Annotated in this window: 21 protein-coding genes and 1 pseudogene; 16 read left to right on the top strand and 6 right to left on the bottom strand. The window is 33.5% G+C overall.

Going from position 1 to position 22981, the window contains the following annotated elements; translation table 11 throughout:
* Nucleotides 1–94 precede the first annotated feature (94 nt).
* The gene (locus BOW57_RS14720) at nucleotides 95–955 is read right to left on the bottom strand and encodes a hypothetical protein (protein ID WP_129055299.1); all 861 of its coding nucleotides are present in this window, start codon (nucleotides 953–955) and stop codon (nucleotides 95–97) included.
* Nucleotides 956–1112: 157 nt separating this feature from the next.
* Between BOW57_RS14720 and BOW57_RS14715 the strand changes: the two genes are divergently transcribed.
* The 5 genes from BOW57_RS14715 to dnaG all read left to right on the top strand — a co-directional run bounded on the left by BOW57_RS14715 (nucleotide 1113) and on the right by dnaG (nucleotide 6902).
* Nucleotides 1113–2090 (top strand): polyprenyl synthetase family protein, encoded by a 978-nt coding sequence (locus tag BOW57_RS14715; protein ID WP_129055297.1) that lies wholly within the window; start codon nucleotides 1113–1115, stop codon nucleotides 2088–2090.
* A gap of 191 nt (nucleotides 2091–2281) precedes the next feature.
* The gene (locus BOW57_RS14710) at nucleotides 2282–2842 is read left to right on the top strand and encodes an RNA polymerase sigma factor (protein ID WP_129055295.1); all 561 of its coding nucleotides are present in this window, start codon (nucleotides 2282–2284) and stop codon (nucleotides 2840–2842) included.
* Nucleotides 2829–3569, top strand: a complete 741-nt coding sequence (locus tag BOW57_RS14705) for a hypothetical protein (protein ID WP_129055293.1) — start codon at nucleotides 2829–2831, stop codon at nucleotides 3567–3569. Before BOW57_RS14710 ends, BOW57_RS14705 begins: the two co-directional genes overlap by 14 nt.
* 83 nt (nucleotides 3570–3652) lie before the next feature.
* Complete coding sequence (locus tag BOW57_RS14700) at nucleotides 3653–4702, top strand: hypothetical protein (RefSeq protein ID WP_129055291.1); 1050 nt, start codon at nucleotides 3653–3655, stop codon at nucleotides 4700–4702.
* Between the two features lie 130 nt (nucleotides 4703–4832).
* Entirely contained in the window at nucleotides 4833–6902 is a 2070-nt protein-coding gene (gene dnaG, locus BOW57_RS14695; RefSeq protein ID WP_129055289.1) for a DNA primase, read from the top strand.
* Between the two features lie 86 nt (nucleotides 6903–6988).
* Here the strand turns inward: dnaG and BOW57_RS14690 are convergent.
* Nucleotides 6989–7619 (bottom strand): annotated as a pseudogene (locus BOW57_RS14690) (LuxR C-terminal-related transcriptional regulator).
* A 92-nt stretch (nucleotides 7620–7711) separates the two neighbouring features.
* Nucleotides 7712–8518, bottom strand: a complete 807-nt coding sequence (gene nadE, locus BOW57_RS14685) for an NAD(+) synthase (RefSeq protein ID WP_129055287.1) — start codon at nucleotides 8516–8518, stop codon at nucleotides 7712–7714.
* Nucleotides 8519–8617: 99 nt separating this feature from the next.
* On the opposite strand from nadE, the gene gldB reads away from it, so the two are divergent.
* Nucleotides 8618–9574 carry a gliding motility lipoprotein GldB gene (gene gldB, locus BOW57_RS14680; RefSeq protein ID WP_129055285.1) on the top strand — a complete coding sequence of 319 codons (957 nt, stop codon included), beginning with the start codon at nucleotides 8618–8620 and terminating at the stop codon, nucleotides 9572–9574.
* The gene (gene gldC, locus BOW57_RS14675; protein WP_164973718.1) at nucleotides 9574–9909 is read left to right on the top strand and encodes a gliding motility protein GldC; all 336 of its coding nucleotides are present in this window, start codon (nucleotides 9574–9576) and stop codon (nucleotides 9907–9909) included. Before gldB ends, gldC begins: the two co-directional genes overlap by 1 nt.
* A gap of 73 nt (nucleotides 9910–9982) precedes the next feature.
* On the opposite strand, the gene BOW57_RS14670 is transcribed toward gldC, so the two are convergent.
* The 3 genes from BOW57_RS14670 to BOW57_RS14660 all read right to left on the bottom strand — a co-directional run bounded on the left by BOW57_RS14670 (nucleotide 9983) and on the right by BOW57_RS14660 (nucleotide 12211).
* Entirely contained in the window at nucleotides 9983–10540 is a 558-nt protein-coding gene (locus BOW57_RS14670; protein ID WP_129055283.1) for a hypothetical protein, read from the bottom strand.
* Between the two features lie 244 nt (nucleotides 10541–10784).
* A complete protein-coding gene (gene yihA, locus BOW57_RS14665; RefSeq protein ID WP_129023814.1) occupies nucleotides 10785–11405 on the bottom strand; it encodes a ribosome biogenesis GTP-binding protein YihA/YsxC in 621 nt (206 codons plus the stop codon).
* 41 nt (nucleotides 11406–11446) lie between these two features.
* Entirely contained in the window at nucleotides 11447–12211 is a 765-nt protein-coding gene (locus tag BOW57_RS14660) for an alpha/beta fold hydrolase (RefSeq protein ID WP_089054921.1), read from the bottom strand.
* Nucleotides 12212–12588: 377 nt separating this feature from the next.
* Here BOW57_RS14660 and BOW57_RS14655 point away from each other — a divergent pair, with 377 nt between their 5' ends.
* The 9 genes from BOW57_RS14655 (at nucleotide 12589) to murG (ending at nucleotide 22956) form a co-directional block, all read left to right on the top strand.
* A complete protein-coding gene (locus BOW57_RS14655; protein WP_089054920.1) occupies nucleotides 12589–13062 on the top strand; it encodes a division/cell wall cluster transcriptional repressor MraZ in 474 nt (157 codons plus the stop codon).
* Nucleotides 13037–13945: a 16S rRNA (cytosine(1402)-N(4))-methyltransferase RsmH gene (gene rsmH, locus BOW57_RS14650; RefSeq protein ID WP_206734748.1), complete on the top strand. Its 909-nt coding sequence runs from the start codon at nucleotides 13037–13039 to the stop codon at nucleotides 13943–13945. Before BOW57_RS14655 ends, rsmH begins: the two co-directional genes overlap by 26 nt.
* 16 nt (nucleotides 13946–13961) lie before the next feature.
* Nucleotides 13962–14309, top strand: a complete 348-nt coding sequence (locus BOW57_RS14645) for an FtsL-like putative cell division protein (protein WP_129055279.1) — start codon at nucleotides 13962–13964, stop codon at nucleotides 14307–14309.
* On the top strand, nucleotides 14300–16309 hold the full coding sequence (locus BOW57_RS14640; protein WP_129055277.1) for a penicillin-binding protein: 2010 nt from the start codon (nucleotides 14300–14302) through the stop codon (nucleotides 16307–16309). The genes BOW57_RS14645 and BOW57_RS14640 overlap by 10 nt, the downstream gene beginning before the upstream one ends.
* On the top strand, nucleotides 16306–17769 hold the full coding sequence (locus BOW57_RS14635; RefSeq protein WP_129055275.1) for a UDP-N-acetylmuramoyl-L-alanyl-D-glutamate--2,6-diaminopimelate ligase: 1464 nt from the start codon (nucleotides 16306–16308) through the stop codon (nucleotides 17767–17769). Before BOW57_RS14640 ends, BOW57_RS14635 begins: the two co-directional genes overlap by 4 nt.
* Before the next feature lie 99 nt (nucleotides 17770–17868).
* The gene (gene mraY / locus BOW57_RS14630) at nucleotides 17869–19101 is read left to right on the top strand and encodes a phospho-N-acetylmuramoyl-pentapeptide-transferase (RefSeq protein WP_089054916.1); all 1233 of its coding nucleotides are present in this window, start codon (nucleotides 17869–17871) and stop codon (nucleotides 19099–19101) included.
* The gene (gene murD, locus BOW57_RS14625; protein ID WP_089054915.1) at nucleotides 19102–20433 is read left to right on the top strand and encodes a UDP-N-acetylmuramoyl-L-alanine--D-glutamate ligase; all 1332 of its coding nucleotides are present in this window, start codon (nucleotides 19102–19104) and stop codon (nucleotides 20431–20433) included.
* A gap of 77 nt (nucleotides 20434–20510) precedes the next feature.
* On the top strand, nucleotides 20511–21827 hold the full coding sequence (locus BOW57_RS14620) for an FtsW/RodA/SpoVE family cell cycle protein (RefSeq protein WP_129055273.1): 1317 nt from the start codon (nucleotides 20511–20513) through the stop codon (nucleotides 21825–21827).
* Nucleotides 21828–21867: 40 nt separating this feature from the next.
* Nucleotides 21868–22956: an undecaprenyldiphospho-muramoylpentapeptide beta-N-acetylglucosaminyltransferase gene (murG, locus tag BOW57_RS14615; RefSeq protein WP_129055271.1), complete on the top strand. Its 1089-nt coding sequence runs from the start codon at nucleotides 21868–21870 to the stop codon at nucleotides 22954–22956.
* Nucleotides 22957–22981 lie beyond the last annotated feature (25 nt).

Below are 22981 nucleotides of genomic sequence, written 5' to 3'. Positions count from 1 at the left end.
GTAATTTATAACTTAAAAATAAATAAAAAAGACTAAATTAAAAACTAAAATAGTTCTTTGTTTTAATGCTTTTTTTTCTGGGCAAAAAGGATTCTTATTTTTTCAAATCGATTTCTTCCGTTACTCCATCTTTTGTTACTTTAGCAAGTGTATCACAGTCTCCGTTGCCATAATCAATAATTGCTTTTGCATCATTTTTAGTTATTGATACAATACCTTTTACAGGGAATGGGGTTTTGCATGAAGCTTTAAATTCTAGAGGGGTTGTAATTTCTGCCGAAAAAGTATCTCCATTTGGGAAAGTAGTTGTACCGCTTCCAGTTACTACATAAACATTATCTTCCCAATCAGACCAAGTTTTATAACCAGCAGTCATTTCTTTAATTAAAGTGCCTTTTCTGGTGTAAACACTTCCATCATCAAAAGTAATAGTCATATCTATTGCAGCTGTTGAAACCGGATGTGCTTCGGCAAGTAAATCTGTTGATTTTACAGATCGAACTATGCTTTTGCTTCCTTGAAGTTTTTTGCCATTGTGATAAAATCCATCAAAAGTATAACTAATGGTTTGAGTTGACGCTGAAAAATCATTGGAGAAAGAAATAACCATTTTTCCTTTCACCGTATTTCCGTTTTCCAGAGTACAGCCTTCTACACCAAAATCAACAGTAATTGTCCAGGTGTTATTAGTTAATGCCGTTGTAATAGTAGCACAGCTCGGAAGGAAATTTTTTACCGGTCCGCTTGGTTTTGCAGTTAGATTTTGCTGTGCAGTAAATTGATCTTCGGCAATAGCAGTTACATCTTCAATCGAGGCATCAATTTTAGAATTTGTAACTATTTCAGTATTTGTAATTGCGTCAGATGATCCGTCATTTGTTTTTTCATCAGAATTACAGCTGATAAAAAAAGATAAAGCGACTAATGTTCCAATAAATAAAAATTTTGTTTTCATAATAAATAGTTTTCTTGATTTTAATTAATGAATACAAATTAGGCTTTAACTAGAATGTGTTTTTGGTGTTTTTTTTAGGCGGGTAGAGAAAAATGTTGATATACTAACATAAAATACACAACGTTTTTTTATTTAAAATAGTATATTTGGAATCGAAATGAATATTACCTCACAAATAAAACTGCCCATTTTTAACGAAATGGAACTTTTTGAAAAAAAGTTTCATGAATCGATGACTTCAAAGGTGGCGTTACTGAACAGAATTACCTATTACATTGTAAACCGTAAAGGTAAGCAAATGCGTCCAATGTTTGTGTTTTTAACCGCAAAAATGGTCTCTGGAGGTATTGTAAACGAGAGAACGTATAGAGGAGCTTCGGTAATTGAATTAATTCATACGGCAACTTTGGTTCATGATGACGTTGTAGACGATAGTAATCGCCGTCGCGGATTTTTCTCGATCAATGCACTTTGGAAAAACAAAATTGCTGTTCTGGTTGGAGATTATTTACTTTCAAAAGGGTTGCTGCTTTCTATTGATAACGGAGATTTTGATTTACTTCGAATTATTTCTGTTGCCGTTCGCGAAATGAGCGAAGGTGAATTACTGCAAATAGAAAAAGCCCGAAGACTTGATATTACTGAAGATGTTTATTATGAAATCATCCGAAAAAAGACTGCAACACTTATAGCAGCTTGTTGTGCGCTTGGCGCAAAATCAGTAATTGAAGATGATATTCAGGTTGAGAATATGCGAAAATTTGGTGAGCTTATCGGAATGGCTTTTCAAATCAAAGACGACTTGTTTGATTACAGTGAAGAAGCAATTGGTAAACCAACAGGAATTGATATTAAAGAACAAAAAATGACTTTGCCTTTAATTCATGTTTTAAATACTTGTACTCCGCAAGAAAAAAAGTGGCTGATAAACTCCATCAAAAACCACAACAAAGACAAAAAACGCGTAAAAGAAGTTATTGCCTTTGTAAAAAATAATAATGGTTTGGCTTATGCCGAAAATAAAATGGTGCAATTTCAGCAAGAAGCACTTTCACTTTTAGAGAATTACCCTGATTCTGATTTCAAAGCAGCGCTTACTTTAATGGTAAACTACGTTATTGAAAGAAAAAAATAATTAGAAAATTAGAAAATTTGTTAATTAGATAATTGGTTTACTTTGTTGTAAATCAGTTGTTTTTTTTGTGTGTATTGGAGTTTTTAATTTTTTTTATTGATTTTTTTTATGTCTCATGCAACCATTTCAAATCGACAATCGTCTATGCTAATAGAAGACTGTTTCTAAAACCAAAAACCGAAAGCTTATTAATGAAAATTATTCCGTTACATCAAGAAGAAAACGAAATCATAAAGTTGGCAGTCGAAAATAATCGGCAGGCACAACAACAGATTTACAGCAGGTTTTCTTCAAAAATGCTGAGTGTCTGCCGTCAATATATAAAAGATATTCAGCTTGCAGAAGATGTAATGATAACGGCCTTTATGAAAGTGTTTACCAATTTAAACAAGTTTGAAAATAAAGGAAGTTTTGAAGGCTGGATTCGCAGAATTATGGTTAACGAATGCATTTCGTATTTAAGAGTTCAGAAAAAAGTGAAATTTGCCGAAGATGAGTTTTTTGTTGAAGAAAGTTTCAATGCACTCGACAGTCAATTTACCGTAGATCAGATTCAGTTTTTAATTGATGCTTTGCCCGATGGCTATAAAATGGTTTTCAATTTATATGCTATTGAAGGTTATAAACACAATGAAATTGCCAAGATGTTAGGAATTAATGAAGGAACATCAAAATCGCAGTTATCGCACGCTAGAAAAATGCTGCAAACACAAATTACTATTTTAAAAAAACAAGATAATGGCACCGAATAATTTTGAAAAGGATTTCCGTGACAAACTAAATCAACGCAAAATTGAGCCAAGTAATAAAGCTTGGGATCGATTGGATGCAATGCTGAGTGTCGCTGAAGAAGAGAAAATAACAGTTTTACCTCGCTCAAAAAAAGATTCAAAAAGAAAATGGGTTTTCATAGCTGCAAGTATCGTCGGGTTTTTATTAGTTGGAACTTTCTTTTTTAATCAAAAGGAAGCTTTAGTCGAAACTCCAAAAAATAATGTTGTAATAGAAGAGAATGTTGAGAAAGATACAATTGTTCAACCAGTTTTAAATGCCATAGATTCAGTAAAGCAGGAAGTTGTAGTTTCAGAAAAAGAATCTGTTGAGAAAAAAGAAATACTAAAAGATAAATATTTAGAAGTTTCGGGTCAAAAATCAAATAAAAATAAATCAAATCAAGTAGCGGAGTCTTCAATCATCATCAAAAACAATCAAGAAAAACAATCAAAAACAAATCAAACTGCAATTGCTGATACTACAAAAAAAGAGAGCGTAGATCAATTATTAGATTCGGCAGAAAAAACAATTATAGCAGAAAATTCGGCTAAGCCAAAATCAAAAGTAAAAGTAAATGCTGCTGATTTGCTTAATCAGGTCGATGGCGAATTGGAGCTTTCCTTTAGAGAAAAGGTAGTGACAAAAGTCAATAAAAATTATCAATCGGTTAAAGTGGCTTTGGCAAACCGAAATCAAAAAGAATAAAGAATTTACCATTAACAATTAATATTCCAGAATTAAAGAATCGTCATCAATCAACAATCAACAATCAAATTAAAAAATCAATCATGAAAAATTTTACCATTTATCTAGTAGTTCTAATTTTCTTATTTGTCAGTAAAGTTTTTGGTCAGGAAACTTTCGAATCAAAAGCAAAGAAAATTGCAAATCAAATAGAAAAAGTTACCAAAGAAGAAAAAGAAAAACTGAAAGAGGAAGTTGAAGCTGTAAATGTGCAATTGTCTGAAGGGAAAATTACACAAGAGCAGGCAGACAAACGCAAAAAAGAATTGGCAGAAGCCAGAGCCGTAATTATTGAAGAAAAAGTGACTTTGGCGCAAAATGAACTCAATGACTTGGTTCAGCAAAAAGTAGACGGGAAACTGAAAGAACAGGATTCAACAAAGAAAGGCAAGATTGTTATTTACTGGAATAAGAATGACTGGAATAATAAAAAAACCAAAGATTCAATTCGAGGCGAAAAAAGAACCACTTCGCAATTTGTATTTGCTGCTGGTTTAAATAGTACAATGGTAGATGGTAAGCTTCAAGATTCAAATTACGATTTTATTGGGTCTCATTTTTACGAATGGGGACTTACGTTTAATTCGAGAATATTAAAAGACAATAATTTATTGCATGCAAAGTACGGGCTTTCGTTAATGTATAACAACCTTCGTCCGTCAGATAATCGCAGTTTTGTCGTAAATGGCGATCAAACAAATTTAGTTACAAACCCGATAAATTTAAAAGAATCTCGTTTTAGAAATGTGTATTTAGTAGCTCCAGTTCATTTAGAATTCGATTTTTCAAAAGATGGTCATTCAGGTGGGAAAACCTATTATAGAACCCATAAAGGTTTTCGCGCAGGATTTGGCGGATATGCTGGAATCAATGTAAAATCGAAACAGATTTTAAAATTTGAAGACAACGACTATAAAACAACACAAAAAACAAAAGGAGATTATAATGTAAACAATTTTATTTACGGACTGAGTTCTTACGTAGGTTACAAGGAAATAAGTTTGTACTTAAAATACGATTTGAATCCTTTGTTTAAAAATAATACAGTTGACGAAAATAATGTTTCGTTAGGTATTCGTTTTGATTTTAATTAGTATAAAATTGAGTTTAGTTGAGAAGAAAAGCGTTTCGAAAGAAGCGCTTTTTTTTTGCTCGAAAATTCTAAAAATTCAAGTAGGATTTATGTACTTTTACAAGCTCTCATTTTTAAAAATAATTTAAGTTTTGATTTCACAAAATACAATAGATACTGTTTTTGAAACTGCTCGTGTTGAGGAGGTTATTGGTGATTTTGTCAATTTAAAACGTGCAGGAAGTAATTTCAAAGGTCTGAGTCCTTTCTCAGATGAGCGTTCTCCATCGTTTATGGTGTCGCCTGCAAAAGGAATTTGGAAAGATTTCAGTACAGGAAAAGGAGGGAATTCTGTAAAATTCCTAATGGAACATTCTCAGTTTACTTATCCAGAAGCCATTCGGTATTTAGCCAGAAAATATAATATTGAGATCGAAGAAACCGAACAAACAGATGCTGAAAAAGCGATGACAGATGTTCGTGAGAGTATGTATTTGGTTTCTGAATTTGCGGCTAAGTATTTTCAAGATGTTTTAGTAAATTCTGAAGAAGGAAAAGCGATAGGGCTTTCCTATTTTAAAGAACGAGGTTTTACCAATGAAACCATTAAAAAATTCGATTTAGGATATTCTCCAGAAACTTGGGATGCTTTGACTAAAGAAGCATTAGGAAAAGGATATAAATTGGAATTCTTAGAAAGCACAGGTTTAACCATTGCAAGAGAAGATCGTCCTTTTGATCGATTCAAAGGGCGTGTAATGTTTCCAATTCAAAGTATGTCGGGTCGAGTTTTAGGTTTTGGAGGGCGTATTTTGACCAATGATAAAAAAGCAGCAAAATATCTAAATTCACCAGAAAGTGATATTTACCACAAAAGTAAAGTACTTTACGGAATTTATCATGCCAAACAATCTATAGCGAAACAAAATAACTGTTATTTAGTTGAAGGTTATACCGATGTCATCCAATTTAGTCAGGCCGGAATTGAAAATGTTGTGGCTTCGTCTGGAACTGCTTTAACGCCAGACCAGATTCGATTGATTAATCGTCTGACTCGAAATATTACAGTGCTTTTTGATGGTGATGCTGCAGGTTTGCGTGCCTCTATTCGAGGAATCGATTTGATTCTGGAAGAAGGGATGAATGTAAGAGTTTGTTCTTTTCCTGATGGAGAAGATCCAGATAGTTTTGCACGAAAAAATTCGCATGACGATTTAGTTGCCTATTTAGAAAACAATAGTAAAGACTTTATACAGTTTAAAGCTTCGATCTTGATGAATGAAGCTAAGAACGATCCAATTAAAAAAGCCGATCTGATTCGGGATATGGTAACCAGTATTTCTAAAATACCAGATCGTATTCAGCGTGAAGTTTATATTCAGGAATGCGCCCGAATTATGGAGATTTCTGAGCAGGTTTTGGTGAGTACTTTGGCACAGTTGATCCAAAAAGATTTGGCAGAAGTAGCTAAAAAGCAAAAACAGGAACAAAAACCTTTTGAAGTTTTTAGAAACCAGCCTCCAAAAAATACAGGTTTTTCAGGGGGAGATCCAGAAGATCCGAGAACAGGACCGCCAGATGATTATTATCCAGGTGAACCAAGTTATCCCCAAGAGCAAGCAGAGAAAGTAGATATTTTATACGGTTTTGAAAGAAAAATTATTGAAATATTACTGCTTTACGGAAGTGTTCTAGAGGATTTTGAAGATGTATTTTTGAAAGCTGATGAAGAAGGTGTTGTAAAAGAAGTCAGTGAAAAGCGAAAATACAAAGTATATGAAAAAATCTATTTAAGTCTGCAGGAAGATGAGGTAGAACTTTCAAATGTATTGTTTCAAAATATTTTTGCGGGGTTAATTGATTTTTACAATCAAAATGAGACTTTTAGTTTAGATAAATATTTGATGCACTTGCAACCGGAATTTGCGCAGGAAGTAACTAATATTTTAATGGAAGACGAAAGATTGACCGTTCATAACTGGGAAGGACAGAATATTTTTCCAAAGCATAAAAATGAAACTATTGAGCAAAATGTTTCTGATACGATATTTTCTTTGCGATGGTATTTGGTTTCAAAAATCATTCATGATTTAAAAAACTCGCTCCTGACAGATCCGCAAGACGATAATTCAGAATTGTTGTCTATGGTTATAGATTATTCTAAATTATTAAATAATTTTTCTCGAAAATTAGGAAGAGTAGTAGTTCCTTATCATCAATAAAAATCAAAAAGCTCTATAATGTTAAACACTATAGAGCTTTTTTTTAGGTTTATGATTTTACCAAAGCAAAATCAGATGCCTGTAAATTAAATAATTTCTAAAGTCTTAGCTTTGTTTACTAAGTCAACTAAATTAGTAACATTCAATTTTGTCAATAATCTTAATTTGTAAGTACTGATCGTTTTTTCGTTCAGATTTAAGATTTTAGAGATTTCATTGTTTTTCTTACCATCACTTAAATAACGTAAAACCTCGATTTCACGATTAGAAAGTTTTCTGTACAAACGCTCGCTTTTGCTTTGTTTAGCAATAAGTGCCATGTTTTTACGTACAGTTTCGTTGATAATAATTTTTCCTTCGTGTACTTTAATAATAGAAAGACCTAAAGTTTCAAGTTTTTCTGTTTTGTGTACATACCCAGATACTCCAGCTTTAATAGCATTTGGAGCATACATTTGCTCAGCTAAGTCACTGAAAATTACAATTTTTGTTTTTTGGGAAATTTTTCAAGATTGATTTCACTTCGAAGATGCTAGAAAGACCTTCTAACTCTAAATCTAGAATTAAAATGTCAATTTCCTTCGTCTGAAGGATATCTCTAACCATTGAAAAATTGCCTACATTGGCAACAATTGAAATTTGATCGTGGTCTTTAAAATAAGACTTAACGCCAAAGTGAGTCACAGGATGATTGTCTGCAAGACATACTTTAATCATAATTTTTACCTTTTTTAGAATTGTTCATGTTTTTGGAACTGTAAAATTAATAAATAAATTCTGTAATTAATTGCAGATGAATGTTAAAAGTTTTATTTTAACGTTTTTGGTATCAAACAAACGGGTATTGCATCCATTTTGTGCTTGTTGCTGGTGTTTAATCTTTTATAAATTTCAAAGACAGATTTTTCTCTCCCGGTAAAGTCATCTGCCGTATTTCCTGACTCCGCGGCTAACATTGCCCATTCAAGTTCGTCATAACTGGCTCCTAATTGATCTTCGTCGGTTCTATTATCTCCAAAAAGACCATCTGTTGGCGCTGCAGTTAAAATAGATTTAGGAATTGTTAAAAATTCTCCCAAAGCATATACATCCGATTTCATTAAGTCGGCAATTGGACTTAAATCGACACCTCCGTCACCATATTTTGTGTAAAATCCTACGCCAAAATCTTCTACTTTGTTTCCAGTTCCTGCAACCAGTAATCCATGAATTCCGGCTAAATAATATAAAGAAGTCATTCGTAAACGGGCACGTGTATTGGCAAATGATAAATTTACTTTTGCCTGATCATCTGTTTCTGGTACTGCAGCTTTAAAAGCTTCAAAAACAGCTGTCAAATCAGTTTCTACACTCGAAACATTTGCAAAACGTTTTTTTAATTGTGTAATATGTTCTCTCCCTCTAGAAACTTGGCTTTCAGCTTGATGAATTGGCATTTCGACACATAAAACTTGCAAGCCGGTCTGTGCGCACAATGTAGAAGTAACAGCAGAGTCGACTCCGCCCGAAATTCCAATAACAAAACCATTTACTTTTGCATTCTCAGCATAATTTTTTAACCATTCTACAATATGTTTGTTTACTTTTTCTGTTTGAATAGTGCTTTTTTTAGCCATAATAGTTTAAGTTTTAAAATACAGGGATGTATATTTGCACAAATATTTTTGAGTAAGCGATTATTTAAATTTATGCAACACAAATCTAATTAAAATAAAATGAAAATATATCGCTTTGCAGTGGTTCTGTGCGTGTTTTTTTTGTCTTGCAGCCAGAAAACAAAGGTTGAAAAAGAAGTCGAAGAAATTCCAATTGATATTAAAGTAGAACGTTTTGATAAGGCGTTTTTTGAAACTAAACCAGAAGATCTGGAAAAAGTAAAAAAACAGTATCCTTTCTTTTTTCCAGCTGGTAATGACGATTCAGTTTGGTTAAAAAAAATGCAGGAACCAATTTGGCGTGAAGTTTATGAAGAAGTGCAAAAAAAATACGCCAATTTTGAGCCGGTTCGTCACGAATTTAATTCACTTTTTCAACATGTGAAATATTATTTTCCTAAAACAAAAACGCCAAAAGTAATTACTGTTATTGGAGAAATGGACTATAATGCAAAAGCAATTTATGCAGATAGTTTGGTTATTGTTGCGTTAGAATTGTATTTAGGAAAAGAGCATAAATTCTATGAATTTCCAAATTATTTAAAATACAATTTTGAGGAAAAACAAATTATGCCAGATGTTGTTTCGAGCTTTGCTTATAGAAACATTCCTGCGTATCCAGATAAAAATTTAGTTTCTCAAATGATTTTTGAAGGGAAACAATTGTACGCAAAAGATTTATTGCTGCCAGAATATACAGATGCTGAAAAAATTGGCTATTCGCCAGAGCAGATTAAATGGTGCGAAGAAAATGAAGCCTATATGTGGCGTTATTTTTTAGAAAAAGAAATGTTGTACAGTACAGATCCTAAATTAACAACACGATTTATTGCGCCGGCTCCGTTTTCAAAATTTTATTTAGAGATTGATAACGATTCTCCTGGAAGAGTGGGTGCGTGGATTGGCTGGCAGATCGTTCGTTCTTATATGAAGAACAATAATGTACAGCTGTCGGAATTATTAAAAGTGAATGCAAAAGAAATTTTTGAAAAGTCAAAATATAAACCTAAGAAATAATGTCAAATACAATAAACTCAGAGATTAAATTCAATATAGAATTAGATGAAAACCGTGTTCCAGAAAAATTAACGTGGAGTGCGCAAGACGGCGGTGTTAAGGCTGAAGAAGCAAAAGCGATAATGTTATCTATTTGGGATAGTAAAGCCAAAGAAACTATGCGTATCGATTTATGGACAAAAGATATGCCTGTAGACGAAATGAAAATTTTCTTTCATCAAACATTAGTTGCAATGGCAGATACTTTTAAGCGTGCAACAGATGATGAAAAAATGTCGGACACAATGAAAGATTTCTGTGACTATTTTGCGGAAAAATTGGAACTAACGAAATAATTTTCAATTTTTTAAAATCCAAATCCCAAATTCCAAAATTACAATTGGAGTTTGGGATTTTTTTATTGGAATTTTATTTCACAGATCTTTTTTCTAAATCTTTAAAAATTCGTTTTAATGCTCCAGTCATTAAGTTGTCTGAATTTTTATAAAGTGTTATGTTGTCTATAAGTTTGTCTGACTTTTCAGTTTCCCACATCGATTTTGTATTTCCTTTATTGGTAATGCCTACTACTTTTTGGGAGTAAATAATTTGTTTTAAATTTAAATCATATATCTCTAAAGTCACCGAAGCTTCATTTCTTTGCGTGGAGTATTCGTCCTGATAAAGTTCTACCGAAGATAAGTCACTTCTGTCTTTTTTAGTGGAAATATTGATAAAGAAATCAAAACCAGTTCCGTCTTTTAGTTCTTTTAGTTTTATACTATTAGGATTTAAATTAATTTTTCTGGTTACGAGCAATCCCTTAACGTCATGAATATAAAAAATCCGGTCGCCTAAGTTTTTTTTGAAGAATTCTAAAGATTCTTCGGTTAGCTTATCTTTAGCATTTTTTGGACAATCTAATTCGTTTAAAAGCCATTTTCCGGAAGAGAAATCAACTCCGGTTCTTTGTCCAGTGGTAAACATATAATGGGATGATTGGCAAGAGAATAAAATAAAAAAAGAAATAAAACAAAGCGTGAAATTAACCGATCGAAAATTACTCATGGATTATATTTGATTTACTTCAAATATAATCTAAAAAATGTTTTTTCAGATTTTTCTTTAAAATAAAAATTCCAAATTCCAATTGTAAAACTTGGAATTTGGAATTTTTTATATGTAAATCTTTTGTTCTCCTGAGCGAAGTCGAAGGATTAAAATTTGGAATTTAAAATTGGTTATTGTTTTTAAAAACTTCCTGATTTACTTCGTCGATGTAAGTTAAAAGCTCTTCTTTTCCGATCGATTCTGTAGATGAGGTTACAAAGTAATGCGGCATTTCGGCCCAGTTGTTGGCGTACATTTGTTTTTTGTATGCCGCAACATGAGAGTCTATTTTTACTTTACTGATTTTATCGGCTTTGGTAAAAATAATACAAAATGGTATTTCGCTTTCACCCATATACGACATAAACTCAATGTCGATTTTTTGAGCTTCATGGCGAATGTCAATCAAAACAAAAGCGCAGACTAATTGCTCTCTGTTTTCAAAGTAGTCGGTAATAAATTGTTGAAAAACAGATTTTGTTTTTTTAGAAACCTTAGCATATCCGTATCCAGGTAAATCGACTAAAAACCAATTATTGTTGATCTTAAAGTGATTTATTAATTGTGTTTTTCCTGGTCTTCCAGATGTTTTTGCTAAATTTTTGTGATTGGTAATCATGTTGATCAAAGAGGATTTACCAACGTTTGATCGGCCTATAAAAGCGTATTCCGGCAGAAATTCGGCCGGGCATTTTGAAGCATCAGAATTACTGATAATAAATTCGGCGGTATTAATTTTCATGTTTTTTGTTTTAAAACCTTCTTAAATTCGAAAGTTAGATGCTATAAATTCTTTGCAACAAGCCATTCTTCAAGAATTTTGTTGAATTCCTGAGGGTGTTCCATCATAGCAGCGTGTCCGCATTTGTCTATCCAATACAAAGTTGAATTAGGCAATAAGTTGTCAAATTCTTCAGCAACATTAGGTGGTGTTACAGCATCATTTTTACCCCAGATAATACAGGTTTCAACTGTCATTTTAGGTAAATCTTTGGCCATATTATGGCGAATTGCACTCTTGGCAATCGTTAATGTTTTTATTAATTTTATGCGGTCATTAACAGTTGCGTAAACTTCATCTATTAATTCTGGTGTCGCAATTTTTGGGTCATAAAATACATCTTCAGCTTTCTTTTTGATGTATTCGTAGTCTCCTCTTTTAGGGTAACTGTCGCCCATGGCGCTTTCGTAAAGTCCAGAGCTTCCTGTAATTACAAGTCCGGCTACTTTTTCAGGATATAGTTTGGTGTGGTAAAGTGCAATATGTCCTCCAAGTGAATTTCCTAGTAAAATAACTTGGTCAAAACCCTTGAAATTAATAAAGTCTTTTACGTATTTGGCAAAGCTTTTTACGTTTGTTTTTAAAATACTCTGCGTGTATATTGGCAAATCTGGGATTACAACTTTGTATCCTTTCGTTGGAAAATATTCCGCTACAGCATCAAAGTTACTAAGGCCTCCCATTAACCCGTGTAAAATAACGATAGGAGTCCCCTCTCCAGCTTCATAATAGCTGTATTTGCCTTCTTTTTTGTAGTTTTTGTCCATCTAATCTAATGCCAATTTCATTTGGGACAAATATAGGGTTAAATAAATAAAAATGAATTTTTGCTGCCCTTTTTTAACTAGATTATTTCGTTGTAATTACTAAGTGGTTATAAATCAGGTTTTAGTGTTTGTTTCGTAAAAAAATGAGTTGTTAAAATAATTGCAGAATATTTACTTTTTTAAGATAAATAAAGCAGATTTTTTGTAATTCTTAAATAAAAAGATTTTGAAACTGATTTTTGTCTAACGTATTGATTGCTTATGGTTTAGCTGAGGTGGTAGTAAAGCGGTTAAACTTATTAACAAAGTGGTATATAGTGGTAATATGTGGTATTTTTTTTTATATTTTTGCTGTGTAACATATTAGTACGTTTTTCTTGAATACAATTGTTGGAACATATGAGTGTAAAGTCGATGCTAAAGGGAGGTTAATGATACCTGCGCCTTTAAAAAAGCAATTGGCTTCTTCTCTTCAGGACGGTTTTGTCTTGAAGCGTTCCGTTTTTCAGCAATGTTTAGAATTGTATCCGATGGAAGAATGGAATCTAATGATGGCAAAAATTAATAAGCTGAATCGTTTTGTAAAAAAGAATAATGATTTCATTCGCAGATTTACTGCCGGAGTTAAAGTGGTAGATATTGATGCATTAGGAAGATTGTTGGTGCCAAAAGATTTAGTGACGTTTTCGGGTATTTCTAAAGATGTCGTTTTTTCATCTGCGGTTAATATTGTGGAAATTTGGGATAAAGATTTATACGAAAAATCAATAAGCGGCGAAGATATGGATTTTGCAGATTTAGCCGAAGAAGTAATGGGAAATATTAATGACGACGACAATGGAATATCATAATCCAGTTTTACTTCATCCAACAGTTGATGGTTTAAATATTAAGCCGGACGGCATTTATGTAGATGTAACGTTTGGCGGCGGCGGTCACTCAAAAGAAATTTTGAGAAGATTGGGGCCAAATGGGAAATTATTTGCTTTTGATCAGGACGAGGATGCGCTTGCAAATGCATTGCCCGACGAAAGATTTACCTTGATTAATGAGAACTTTAGATTTATAAAAAGATTTCTTCGTTTTCATGGTGTTAAAGCAGTAGATGGAATCTTGGCAGATTTAGGAGTTTCATCACATCAATTTGATGTTCCAGAGAGAGGTTTTTCAACCAGATTTGATGCCGAGCTGGATATGCGGATGAGTCAAAAAAATGATTTAAATGCTTATCGAGTGGTTAACGAATATGAAGAACAGGATTTACGTCGTGTTTTTTTTGATTATGGGGAGTTGAAAAACGCACCAGTTCTAGCAAGAACGATTGTTGAGGCGAGACATGATTACCCAATCAAGACAACCGATGAATTAAAAGAAGTTCTAGCAAGATATTTACCAGAAAGAGTTAAGAATAAAATATTGGCTCAGATTTATCAAGCGATTCGTATTGAGGTAAATCAGGAAATGGATGTTTTGAAAGAGTTTATTGAGCAGTCTTTAGAAATTTTGAAACCAGGCGGAAGATTTTCAGTAATCTCATACCATTCATTAGAAGACAGGCTGGTAAAAAGATTCATTAAAAACGGAATGTTTGAAGGAGAACCAGAACGTGATTTTTATGGGAATTTTTCAGTGCCGTTTAAAACTATCGGAAAACTGATTGTTCCTGACGACGCCGAAATTAAGATCAATAATAGAGCAAGAAGTGCGAAATTAAGGATTGCTGAAAAGATATAATATATATAGGTAGAAAATGAAGAGTGGAGTATTTGGAATATTAAAAGCAAGATTTCTGCTAAATGATGATGCGGTAAAGAATTGGCGATTCATTGTTTTTATAATTCTGCTGGCAATTTTGATGATTGCAAATACACAGCGTTATGAACAAAAGGTTTTTGAAATTGCAAAATTAAATAACGAAGTAAAAGAATTAAGATCAGAGTTTGTAGATCGACGTTCAGAATTGATGAAGTTAAAAATGGAGTCAACAATATCGGATAAGATGCTCGAAAAGCAAATTTTTCCGTCGACAGTTCCTCCAGTGAAAATAGAAGTTGAAAAAGAAGAAGAAAAAAGTTTCTTTAAAAGAATATGGCAGTAGACGATAAACATATATCCTACAGAATTTACCTCGTAGCAGTTTTCATCTTTTTGATGGCAATTGCTATTGTTGTTAAATTGACCAATATTCAGTGGGTGGAAGGAGATTACTACCGAAAATTAGCAAAACAGCGTACCGTTAGAAATTTTGTAATTCCGGCAAACAAAGGAAATATTTACTCTGCTGATGGAAGTTTATTAGCGACATCGATTCCGAATTACGAGATTCGTTTTGATGCTAAAGCTCCAAAAACAGAAACTTTTGAGAAACATGTAAAAGCATTGTCAGATTCTCTTGTAACAGTTTTAGGAAAATCTGGAAGTTATTTTGAAAAAGAATTACGAAAAGCCAGAGCAAATAAAAATCGTTATTATTTGATTGCTAGAAACCTAAGTTATACAGAATATGTGAAAATAAAAGGTTTTCCATTATTCAATTTAGGCGCTTTCAAAGGAGGGATTATCGTTGAGCAAGAAACGGTTAGAAAGCATCCGATAGGAAAAATTGCTGAAAGAACAATTGGATATGACAGAATTGATCCGGCAACTGGAGTTGAAGTAGGAAAAGGAATCGAGTGGGCTTTTAAGAATTATTTAAACGGAAAAGACGGGAAAATATTAAAGCAAAAAATCGCAAAAGGGCAATGGAAACCGATTCGTGATTTGAACGAAGTTGATCCTATTGATGGTTATGATGTTATTTCGACAATCGACGTTTTTATTCAGGATATTGCACATCACGCTTTATTAAAACAATTAGAAGACTACGAAGCAGATCATGGTTGTGTGGTGGTTATGGAAACAGAAACGGGACATGTAAAAGCAATTTCGAACCTGGGAAGAGCTGAAGATGGATCGTATTATGAAACCACAAACTACGCAATTGCAGAATCTCAGGAGCCAGGATCGACTTTTAAACTAGTTGATTTAATGGCGATTTTAGAAGATAAAGTAGCTGATACAAGTAAGGTTTATGACAGTCATGGTGGTGAAATTAGATATTATGGCCGTGCTGTTCGTGATTCGCACAGAGGAGGATATGGGAAAATTACATTGGCACGTGGATTTGAACTTTCTTCAAATACAGTAATGGTTCAGGCTGTTTATGAGAATTACAAAAATAACCCGTCTAAGTTTGTAAACCATATTAACAGTTATGGATTAAATAAGACATTAGGATTGCATTTTAAAGGAGAAGGAAGACCTTATATTCCGCAGCCTGGAGACAAACACTGGTCAGGAATTTCGCTTCCGTGGATGGCTTTTGGTTATAATGTTTCGGTTACGCCAATGCAGACTTTAGCCTTGTATAATGCCGTTGCAAATAATGGTGTAATGGTAAAACCGCAATTTGTGTCGGAAATAAAAGAGTGGAATAAAACGATTAAAAAGTTTGATGTTGAAGTAATAAATCCAAAAGTTTGTTCGCCTGAAACCATAAAAAAAGTGAAAGCAGTTTTAGCAAACGTAGTAAAAAAAGGAACGGGTTCTAAATTGTATTCGAAGGATTTTTCGATGGCAGGAAAAACAGGGACCGCTCAGGTAAATTATGGCGGAAAAGAAGGTAAGTCTGCTATGTATTATGCGTCCTCTTTCGTTGGATATTTTCCAGCAGATCATCCTAAATATTCATGTATTGTAGTGGTTCATAAACCCAATACATCTAGAAATAATTATTACGGAGCAGACGTTGCAGGGCCGGTTTTTAAAAGAATCGCTCAAAAAATATTTACAGACGCACCATCAACAAATAAGATTAAACAGCTTGATTCTAAAATCGCAAAGCAGGAAAGCAGTTACGATAAATACGATGTAGAATCAAATAAAAAATCGAAACAAATTCCTGATTTAAAAGGAATGCCGGGAATGGATGCAATTGCTTTACTTGAAAATTTAGGTTTAAAAGTGAAAGTAACAGGAGTAGGAAAAGTTAAGAATCAATCGATTCAAGCAGGACAAAACATTAGTAAAAACTCAATTATAGTATTAGAATTATCGTGAAAATACTAAAAGACATATTATACAAAGCGGCGATTGAATCTGTTATAGGTTCAACAGAAACAGCTATTCATAAAATTGAATTTGATTCTCGTAAAGTTGAAGCAAATGATGTTTTTGTGGCAATACGAGGAACACTTTCTGATGGTCACGATTATATCAATAAAGCTATCGAGTTAGGAGCTGTTGCTATTATTTGCGATACGCTTCCTGAAACAATTCAAAAAGGAATTACTTATGTTCAGGTAAAAGATACCAATACAGCTTTAGCTTTTATGGCGGCGAATTATTTTGAAGATCCGTCGGCAAAATTAAAACTGGTTGGAGTAACAGGAACAAATGGTAAAACAACCATTGCATCATTATTATTTCAGTTGTTTCAAAAAGCAGGTTTTAAAGTTGGTTTATTATCAACTGTAAAAATCATGGTGGATGATACGGAATATCCTGCAACGCATACAACACCAGATTCAATTACAATCAATCATTATTTAAATGAGATGATTGAAGCTGGAGTAACGCACTGCTTTATGGAAGTGAGCTCACACGGAATTCATCAAAAACGTACAGAGGCATTGCATTTTGTTGGTGGAATTTTTACGAATCTTTCACACGATCACCTAGATTATCATCCAACTTTTGCAGAATACAGAGATGTGAAAAAATCATTTTTTGATTCTCTGCCAAAAACAGCTTTTGCTTTATCAAATATTGATGATAAAAATGGAACTGTAATGCTGCAAAATACGGTTGCAAGAAAATTTACTTATGCTTTAAAAACATATGCAGATTTTAAAGCAACAATATTAGAAAGCCAATTATCAGGATTATTGTTAAAAGTAAATGACAATGAAGTTTGGGTAAAACTAATTGGAACTTTTAATGCTTACAATGTTTTAGCCATTTATGGAACAGCTGTAGAATTGGGTATGGATAGTCTTGAAGCGTTGCGCTTATTGTCTGATTTAGAAAGTGTTTCAGGTCGTTTTCAATATATTGTTACCGATTCTAAAATCACAGCAATTGTCGATTATGCACACACACCAGATGCTTTAGAAAATGTTCTAAAAACAATTGAAGACATCCGTACTAAAAACGAGCAATTGATTACAGTTGTGGGCTGCGGCGGAAATAGAGATAAAACAAAAAGACCAATTATGGCAAAAATTGCTACAGATCTTAGTGATAAAGCAATTTTAACATCAGATAATCCTAGGAACGAAGATCCAGAAGTGATTTTGGATGAAATGGAAAAAGGTGTAGAAGCACATAATTACAAAAAAATATTAAGAATTACTGATAGAAAACAGGCTATAAAAACGGCTTGTCAATTGGCTCAGCCAAATGATATTATTCTAATTGCAGGAAAAGGTCATGAAACCTATCAAGAAATAAACGGAGTTCGTCATCATTTTGACGATATGGAAACCGTAAAAGAAATTTTAGATCAACTAGCAAAGTAAAGTTTAAACGGTTAATTGGTTATTTGTTTAATGGAGTAATTATTAAATGAACAATTAACGAATCAACAAACCAACGATTAAACAAATAAACCACGATATATGTTATATTATTTATTTGAATATTTTGACAAAACACTGGATTGGCCAGGAACAGGAGTTTTTCAGTACATCACTTTTAGATCAGCTTTGGCTTTTATGCTTTCGCTGCTTTTATCAACGATTTACGGAAAGAGAGTTATTAACTTCTTGCGTAACCAGCAAGTAGGAGAAACAGTTCGTGAGCTTGGTCTTGCTGGACAAAATGAAAAAGCAGGAACACCTACAATGGGAGGTTTGATTATCATTTTTGCAACCTTAGTTCCCGTTTTGTTGTTTGCAAGACTGCACAATATTTACATCGTATTGCTTATTGTAACTACGCTGTGGATGGGTACAATTGGTTTTGTTGACGATTATATCAAAATATTTAAAAAAGATAAACAAGGACTTAAAGGTATCTTCAAAGTTATCGGACAAGTTGGTCTTGGTATAATAGTAGGGGCAGTTCTTTATTTTAATCCTGCAGTTACCGTTAGAACGGATACTGGAAGAGCAGATATTTTTAAAGTAAATGCAAGCACAGCTGTGGTACTGCCAGCTCCTGCTGAAGAAAAATCTACAGCTACAACAATTCCGTTTGTGAAAAATAACGAATTTGATTATGCTGAAGTTTTGTCATTTTTAGGAGATGGATATGAAAAATGGGCTTGGTTAGTATTTATTCCGGTAGTGATTTTTATTATCACTGCAGTTTCTAATGGAGCTAATTTAACAGATGGAATAGATGGTCTTGCGGCTGGAACCTCTGCGATCTCGGTCCTCGCCCTGGGAATTTTTACGTTTGTTTCGGGTAATATTATTTTTTCTAATTATTTGAATATAATGTATATACCCAATTCAGGAGAAATGACCGTCTTCATCTCTGCTTTTGTAGGGGCCCTGATTGGTTTTCTTTGGTACAACTCCTATCCAGCATCTGTTTTTATGGGAGACACAGGAAGTTTGACTATTGGAGGAATCATTGCAGTTTTAGCAATTGCGGTTCGTAAAGAAATATTGATTGTTTTGTTCTGCGGAATTTTTCTTGCAGAAAGTGCTTCAGTAATTATTCAGGTAGCTTATTTTAAATATACAAAAAGACGTTTTGGTGAAGGTCGAAGAATTTTCCTGATGTCGCCATTGCATCATCATTATCAGAAAAAAGGATATCACGAAAGTAAAATCGTTACAAGATTCTGGATTGTTGCAATCATGTTAGCCATATTATCAATCATTACTTTAAAACTAAGATAGATGAGATTGGTAGTACTAGGAGGAGGAGAAAGCGGAGTTGGAACTGCGATCCTCGGGAAGAAAAAAGGTTACGATGTTTTTGTATCTGATTTCGGAAAGATAAAAGAGAGTTATAAAGAAGTTCTTATCATAAATAAAATTCCTTGGGAAGAAGAACAGCACACCGAAGATTTAATTCTGAATGCTGATGTGGTGATGAAAAGCCCTGGAATTCCTGAGAAGTCTCCGATAGTAAAAAAGCTGATCGCGGCAGGAATAAAAGTGATTTCGGAAATTGAATTTGCATTTCCATTTACAGAAGCAATGACAGTGGGGATCACGGGAAGTAATGGTAAAACTACAACGACAATGTTGACTTATCATTTACTAAAATCGGCTGGGCTCAATGTAGGTTTGGGTGGAAATATAGGAAAGAGTTTTGCCTGGCAGGTTGCCGAAAATAAATACGATGCATACGTTCTTGAATTAAGCAGTTTTCAGCTGGACGGAATTATAGATTACAGGCCGGATATTGCGATAATAACAAACATAAGTCCGGATCATTTAGATCGATATGAATATAAATATGAAAATTATATCAATTCGAAGTTCCGAATAACAATGAACCAGACTGAAAGCGATTATCTCATTTACGATGCAGATGATGAAGCAAGTGCAGAATGGTTAAAGAACAACAAAACAAAAGCAAAATTAATTCCTTTTTCATTGACTCAGAAATTTGATGAAGGGGCTTCTATAAATAACAACAAAATGGAAATAAAGATCAACCAAGAAGAGTTTACAATGGAAACAGAACACATTGCGTTAGAAGGAAAACATAACATGAAAAACGCAATGGCAGCAAGCTCCGTAGCAAAATTGATGCAGATTAGAAATGCAACAATTCGCGAAAGTTTATCTAATTTTCAAGGTGTTGAACACCGTTTAGAAAAAGTATTAAAAATTCAGAATGTACAATATATCAACGATTCAAAAGCAACAAATGTAAATGCTACTTTTTTTGCTTTAGACAGTATGAATGTTCCGACAGTTTGGATTGTCGGCGGCGTTGATAAAGGAAATGATTACAACGAATTAATGTCATTGGTTCGTGAGAAAGTAAAAGCAATTATTTGTTTAGGAATTGATAATCGTAAAATTATTGATGCTTTTGGAAACGTTGTTGATATTATGGTCGAAGTTAATAATATGAACGACGCTGTAAAAACAGCACAAAGATTAACAGAAAAAGGAGATGCTGTTTTATTGTCTCCAGCTTGTGCAAGTTTCGATTTATTCGAAAATTATGAAGATCGTGGAAAGCAATTCAAACAAGCAGTGCACAACTTGTAGAAAATAGTTTAAAGTTTCAGTCCTGATAGCTATCGAGATTGAAACCTGAAACAAAAGAAACTTGAAACAAAACAACAATGAAGGAGTTAGTTAACAAACTAAAAGGAGATAGAGTAATATGGTCATTCGTGGCTCTGTTGGCGTTGTTTTCATTTATGCCGGTTTTTAGTGCGAGTAGTAATCTAGCATATATAGGTCATGGAACTGGGAATACATTGGGTTATTTGGTTAAGCATTTAGCACACGTTTGTATTGGTTTTTTGATTATTTACTGGGTTCACAAAGTGCCGTATCATTATTTTAGAGCAATTTCTAAAGTGGCGCTTCCAGTAGTTTGGTTGTTGTTATTATACACCTTGTTGAAAGGAACTGTAATTGCAGGAGCAAATGCAAGTCGTTGGATTCAGGTGCCGTTCATTGGAATTACATTTCAAACATCAACATTAGCGGCAAGCGTTTTGTTTATTTACGTGGCTCGCTATTTGTCGAAAACTAAAGAAGAAAACGAGCCGTTTCAGACCTCGTTTATTCAGCTTTGGGTTCCAGTTTTTATTACTCTGGCGCTTATATTACCAGCTAACTTTTCGACCACAGCGTTGATTTTTTCGATGGTTATGATGTTAACGTTTATTGGTAAGTATCCATTAAAATATATTGGATTTATCATTGGTTCAGGAATTGCAATGTTGGCTTTTTTTCTTTTGGTGGCAAAAGCATTTCCAGATTCTCGATTCTTCAGCAGGGTATCAACTTGGGAAAGTCGTATTATGAACTTTACCACAGACAAACCAGATGAAGATGATTATCAAATTGAGAAAGCAAAAATTGCAATAGCATCAGGAAGATTAGGCGGATTAGGACCTGGGAAAAGTGTTCAAAAGAACTTCTTGCCGCAATCATCTTCAGATTTTATTTATGCGATTGTAGTAGAAGAATATGGTTTAGTGGGAGGAGTTTCGATATTGGTTCTTTATTTATTGTTGTTATTCCGATTTGTGATTGCATCGCATAAAGCCAATACGTTATTCGGAAAATTAGTCGTCGTCGGTCTCGGATTCCCCATGATATTTCAAGCAATGATTAATATGGCGGTTGCAGTAGAATTACTGCCTGTAACAGGACAGACGCTTCCGCTGATAAGTTCTGGAGGAAGTTCGATCTGGATGACGTGTTTTTCACTTGGAATTATTATAAGTGTAACCAAGAAAGACGAAGAGATTGCAGAAGAACTGGAGGAGAAAGAAAGACGAAAAGAAGCACTTCAAAGATTAATTGATAAAGAATTGGCTGAAGAAGATTTAGCTGTTGATGAAAAAGAAGTTTATCAAGATGCAGAAATGTATTCAATCGAGGATAGTTCGAGAAATCCAATGAATGCAGTTTTAAACAAATAAGAAAGGGTAAAATAGTTTATAATAATAGCTATTAAAAAATATGACAAAGTATAAATTCATACTAAGCGGAGGAGGAACAGGAGGACATATTTATCCTGCAATTGCGATTGCAAACGAATTAAAATTACAATTTCCTGATGCTGAATTTCTTTTTGTGGGCGCCAAAGATAAAATGGAGATGCAAAAAGTACCGCAGGCAGGTTACGAAATAAAAGGTCTTTGGATTGCTGGTTTACAAAGAAAGTTAACATTGCAAAACATGATGTTTCCTTTAAAATTGGCTTCAAGTTTATTAGAGTCAAGACGAATTATTAAAAAGTTCAAACCAAATGTAGTTATTGGAACTGGTGGTTTTGCCAGTGGTCCATTATTGCAGGCAGCTGGTTCGGCAGGGATTCCGACAGTAATTCAGGAACAGAATTCTTTCCCGGGAATTACCAATAAATTGTTGAGTAAAAAAGCAAATGCAATTTGTGTAGCCTATCAAAACTTAGAAAGATTTTTCCCAAAAGAGAAAATTGTTTTGACAGGAAATCCAGTTCGTCAGGATCTAATTGATATTGAAAGTAAGCGTGATGAAGCAATTGCGTTTTTTGGTTTAGATTCGAACAAAAAAACATTATTGGTTCTAGGTGGAAGTTTAGGTGCTCGAAGAATCAATCAGTTAATTGAAAAGGAATTGCCAAACTTTCTTTCGCAAGACGTTCAGGTAATCTGGCAGTGTGGAAAGCTATATTTTGACGAGTATAAAAAATACAATCAACTGGGTGTAAAAGTGGTTGATTTCATTGAAAGAATGGATTTTGTATATGCTGCTGCAGATGTGATTATTTCAAGAGCAGGAGCATCATCAGTTTCAGAATTATGCATTGTTGGAAAGCCGGTAATTTTTATCCCGTCGCCGAATGTAGCTGAAGATCATCAAACTAAAAATGCACAAGCTATTGTAGAGGCTAAAGGTGCAATTTTGTTGAAAGAATCTGAATTGGATAATGAATTTAGCATTGTTTTTGAAGCGCTGCTGAAAGATGAAGGTAAACAAAAACAATTGAGTGTAAATATTAAAAAGCTTGCAATGCCAAAAGCGACAAAAGATATTGTGGCAGAAATTGTCAAGTTAATTAAATAATAAACCGAGGTGAAGGCTTAAAGCC

The sequence above is a fragment of the Flavobacterium sp. YO64 genome (assembly GCF_004119505.1).
Lineage (GTDB): Bacteria > Bacteroidota > Bacteroidia > Flavobacteriales > Flavobacteriaceae > Flavobacterium > Flavobacterium oncorhynchi.
The sequence above is the reverse complement of the archived record's forward strand: the minus strand, read 5'-3'. Positions and strand labels throughout refer to the sequence as shown.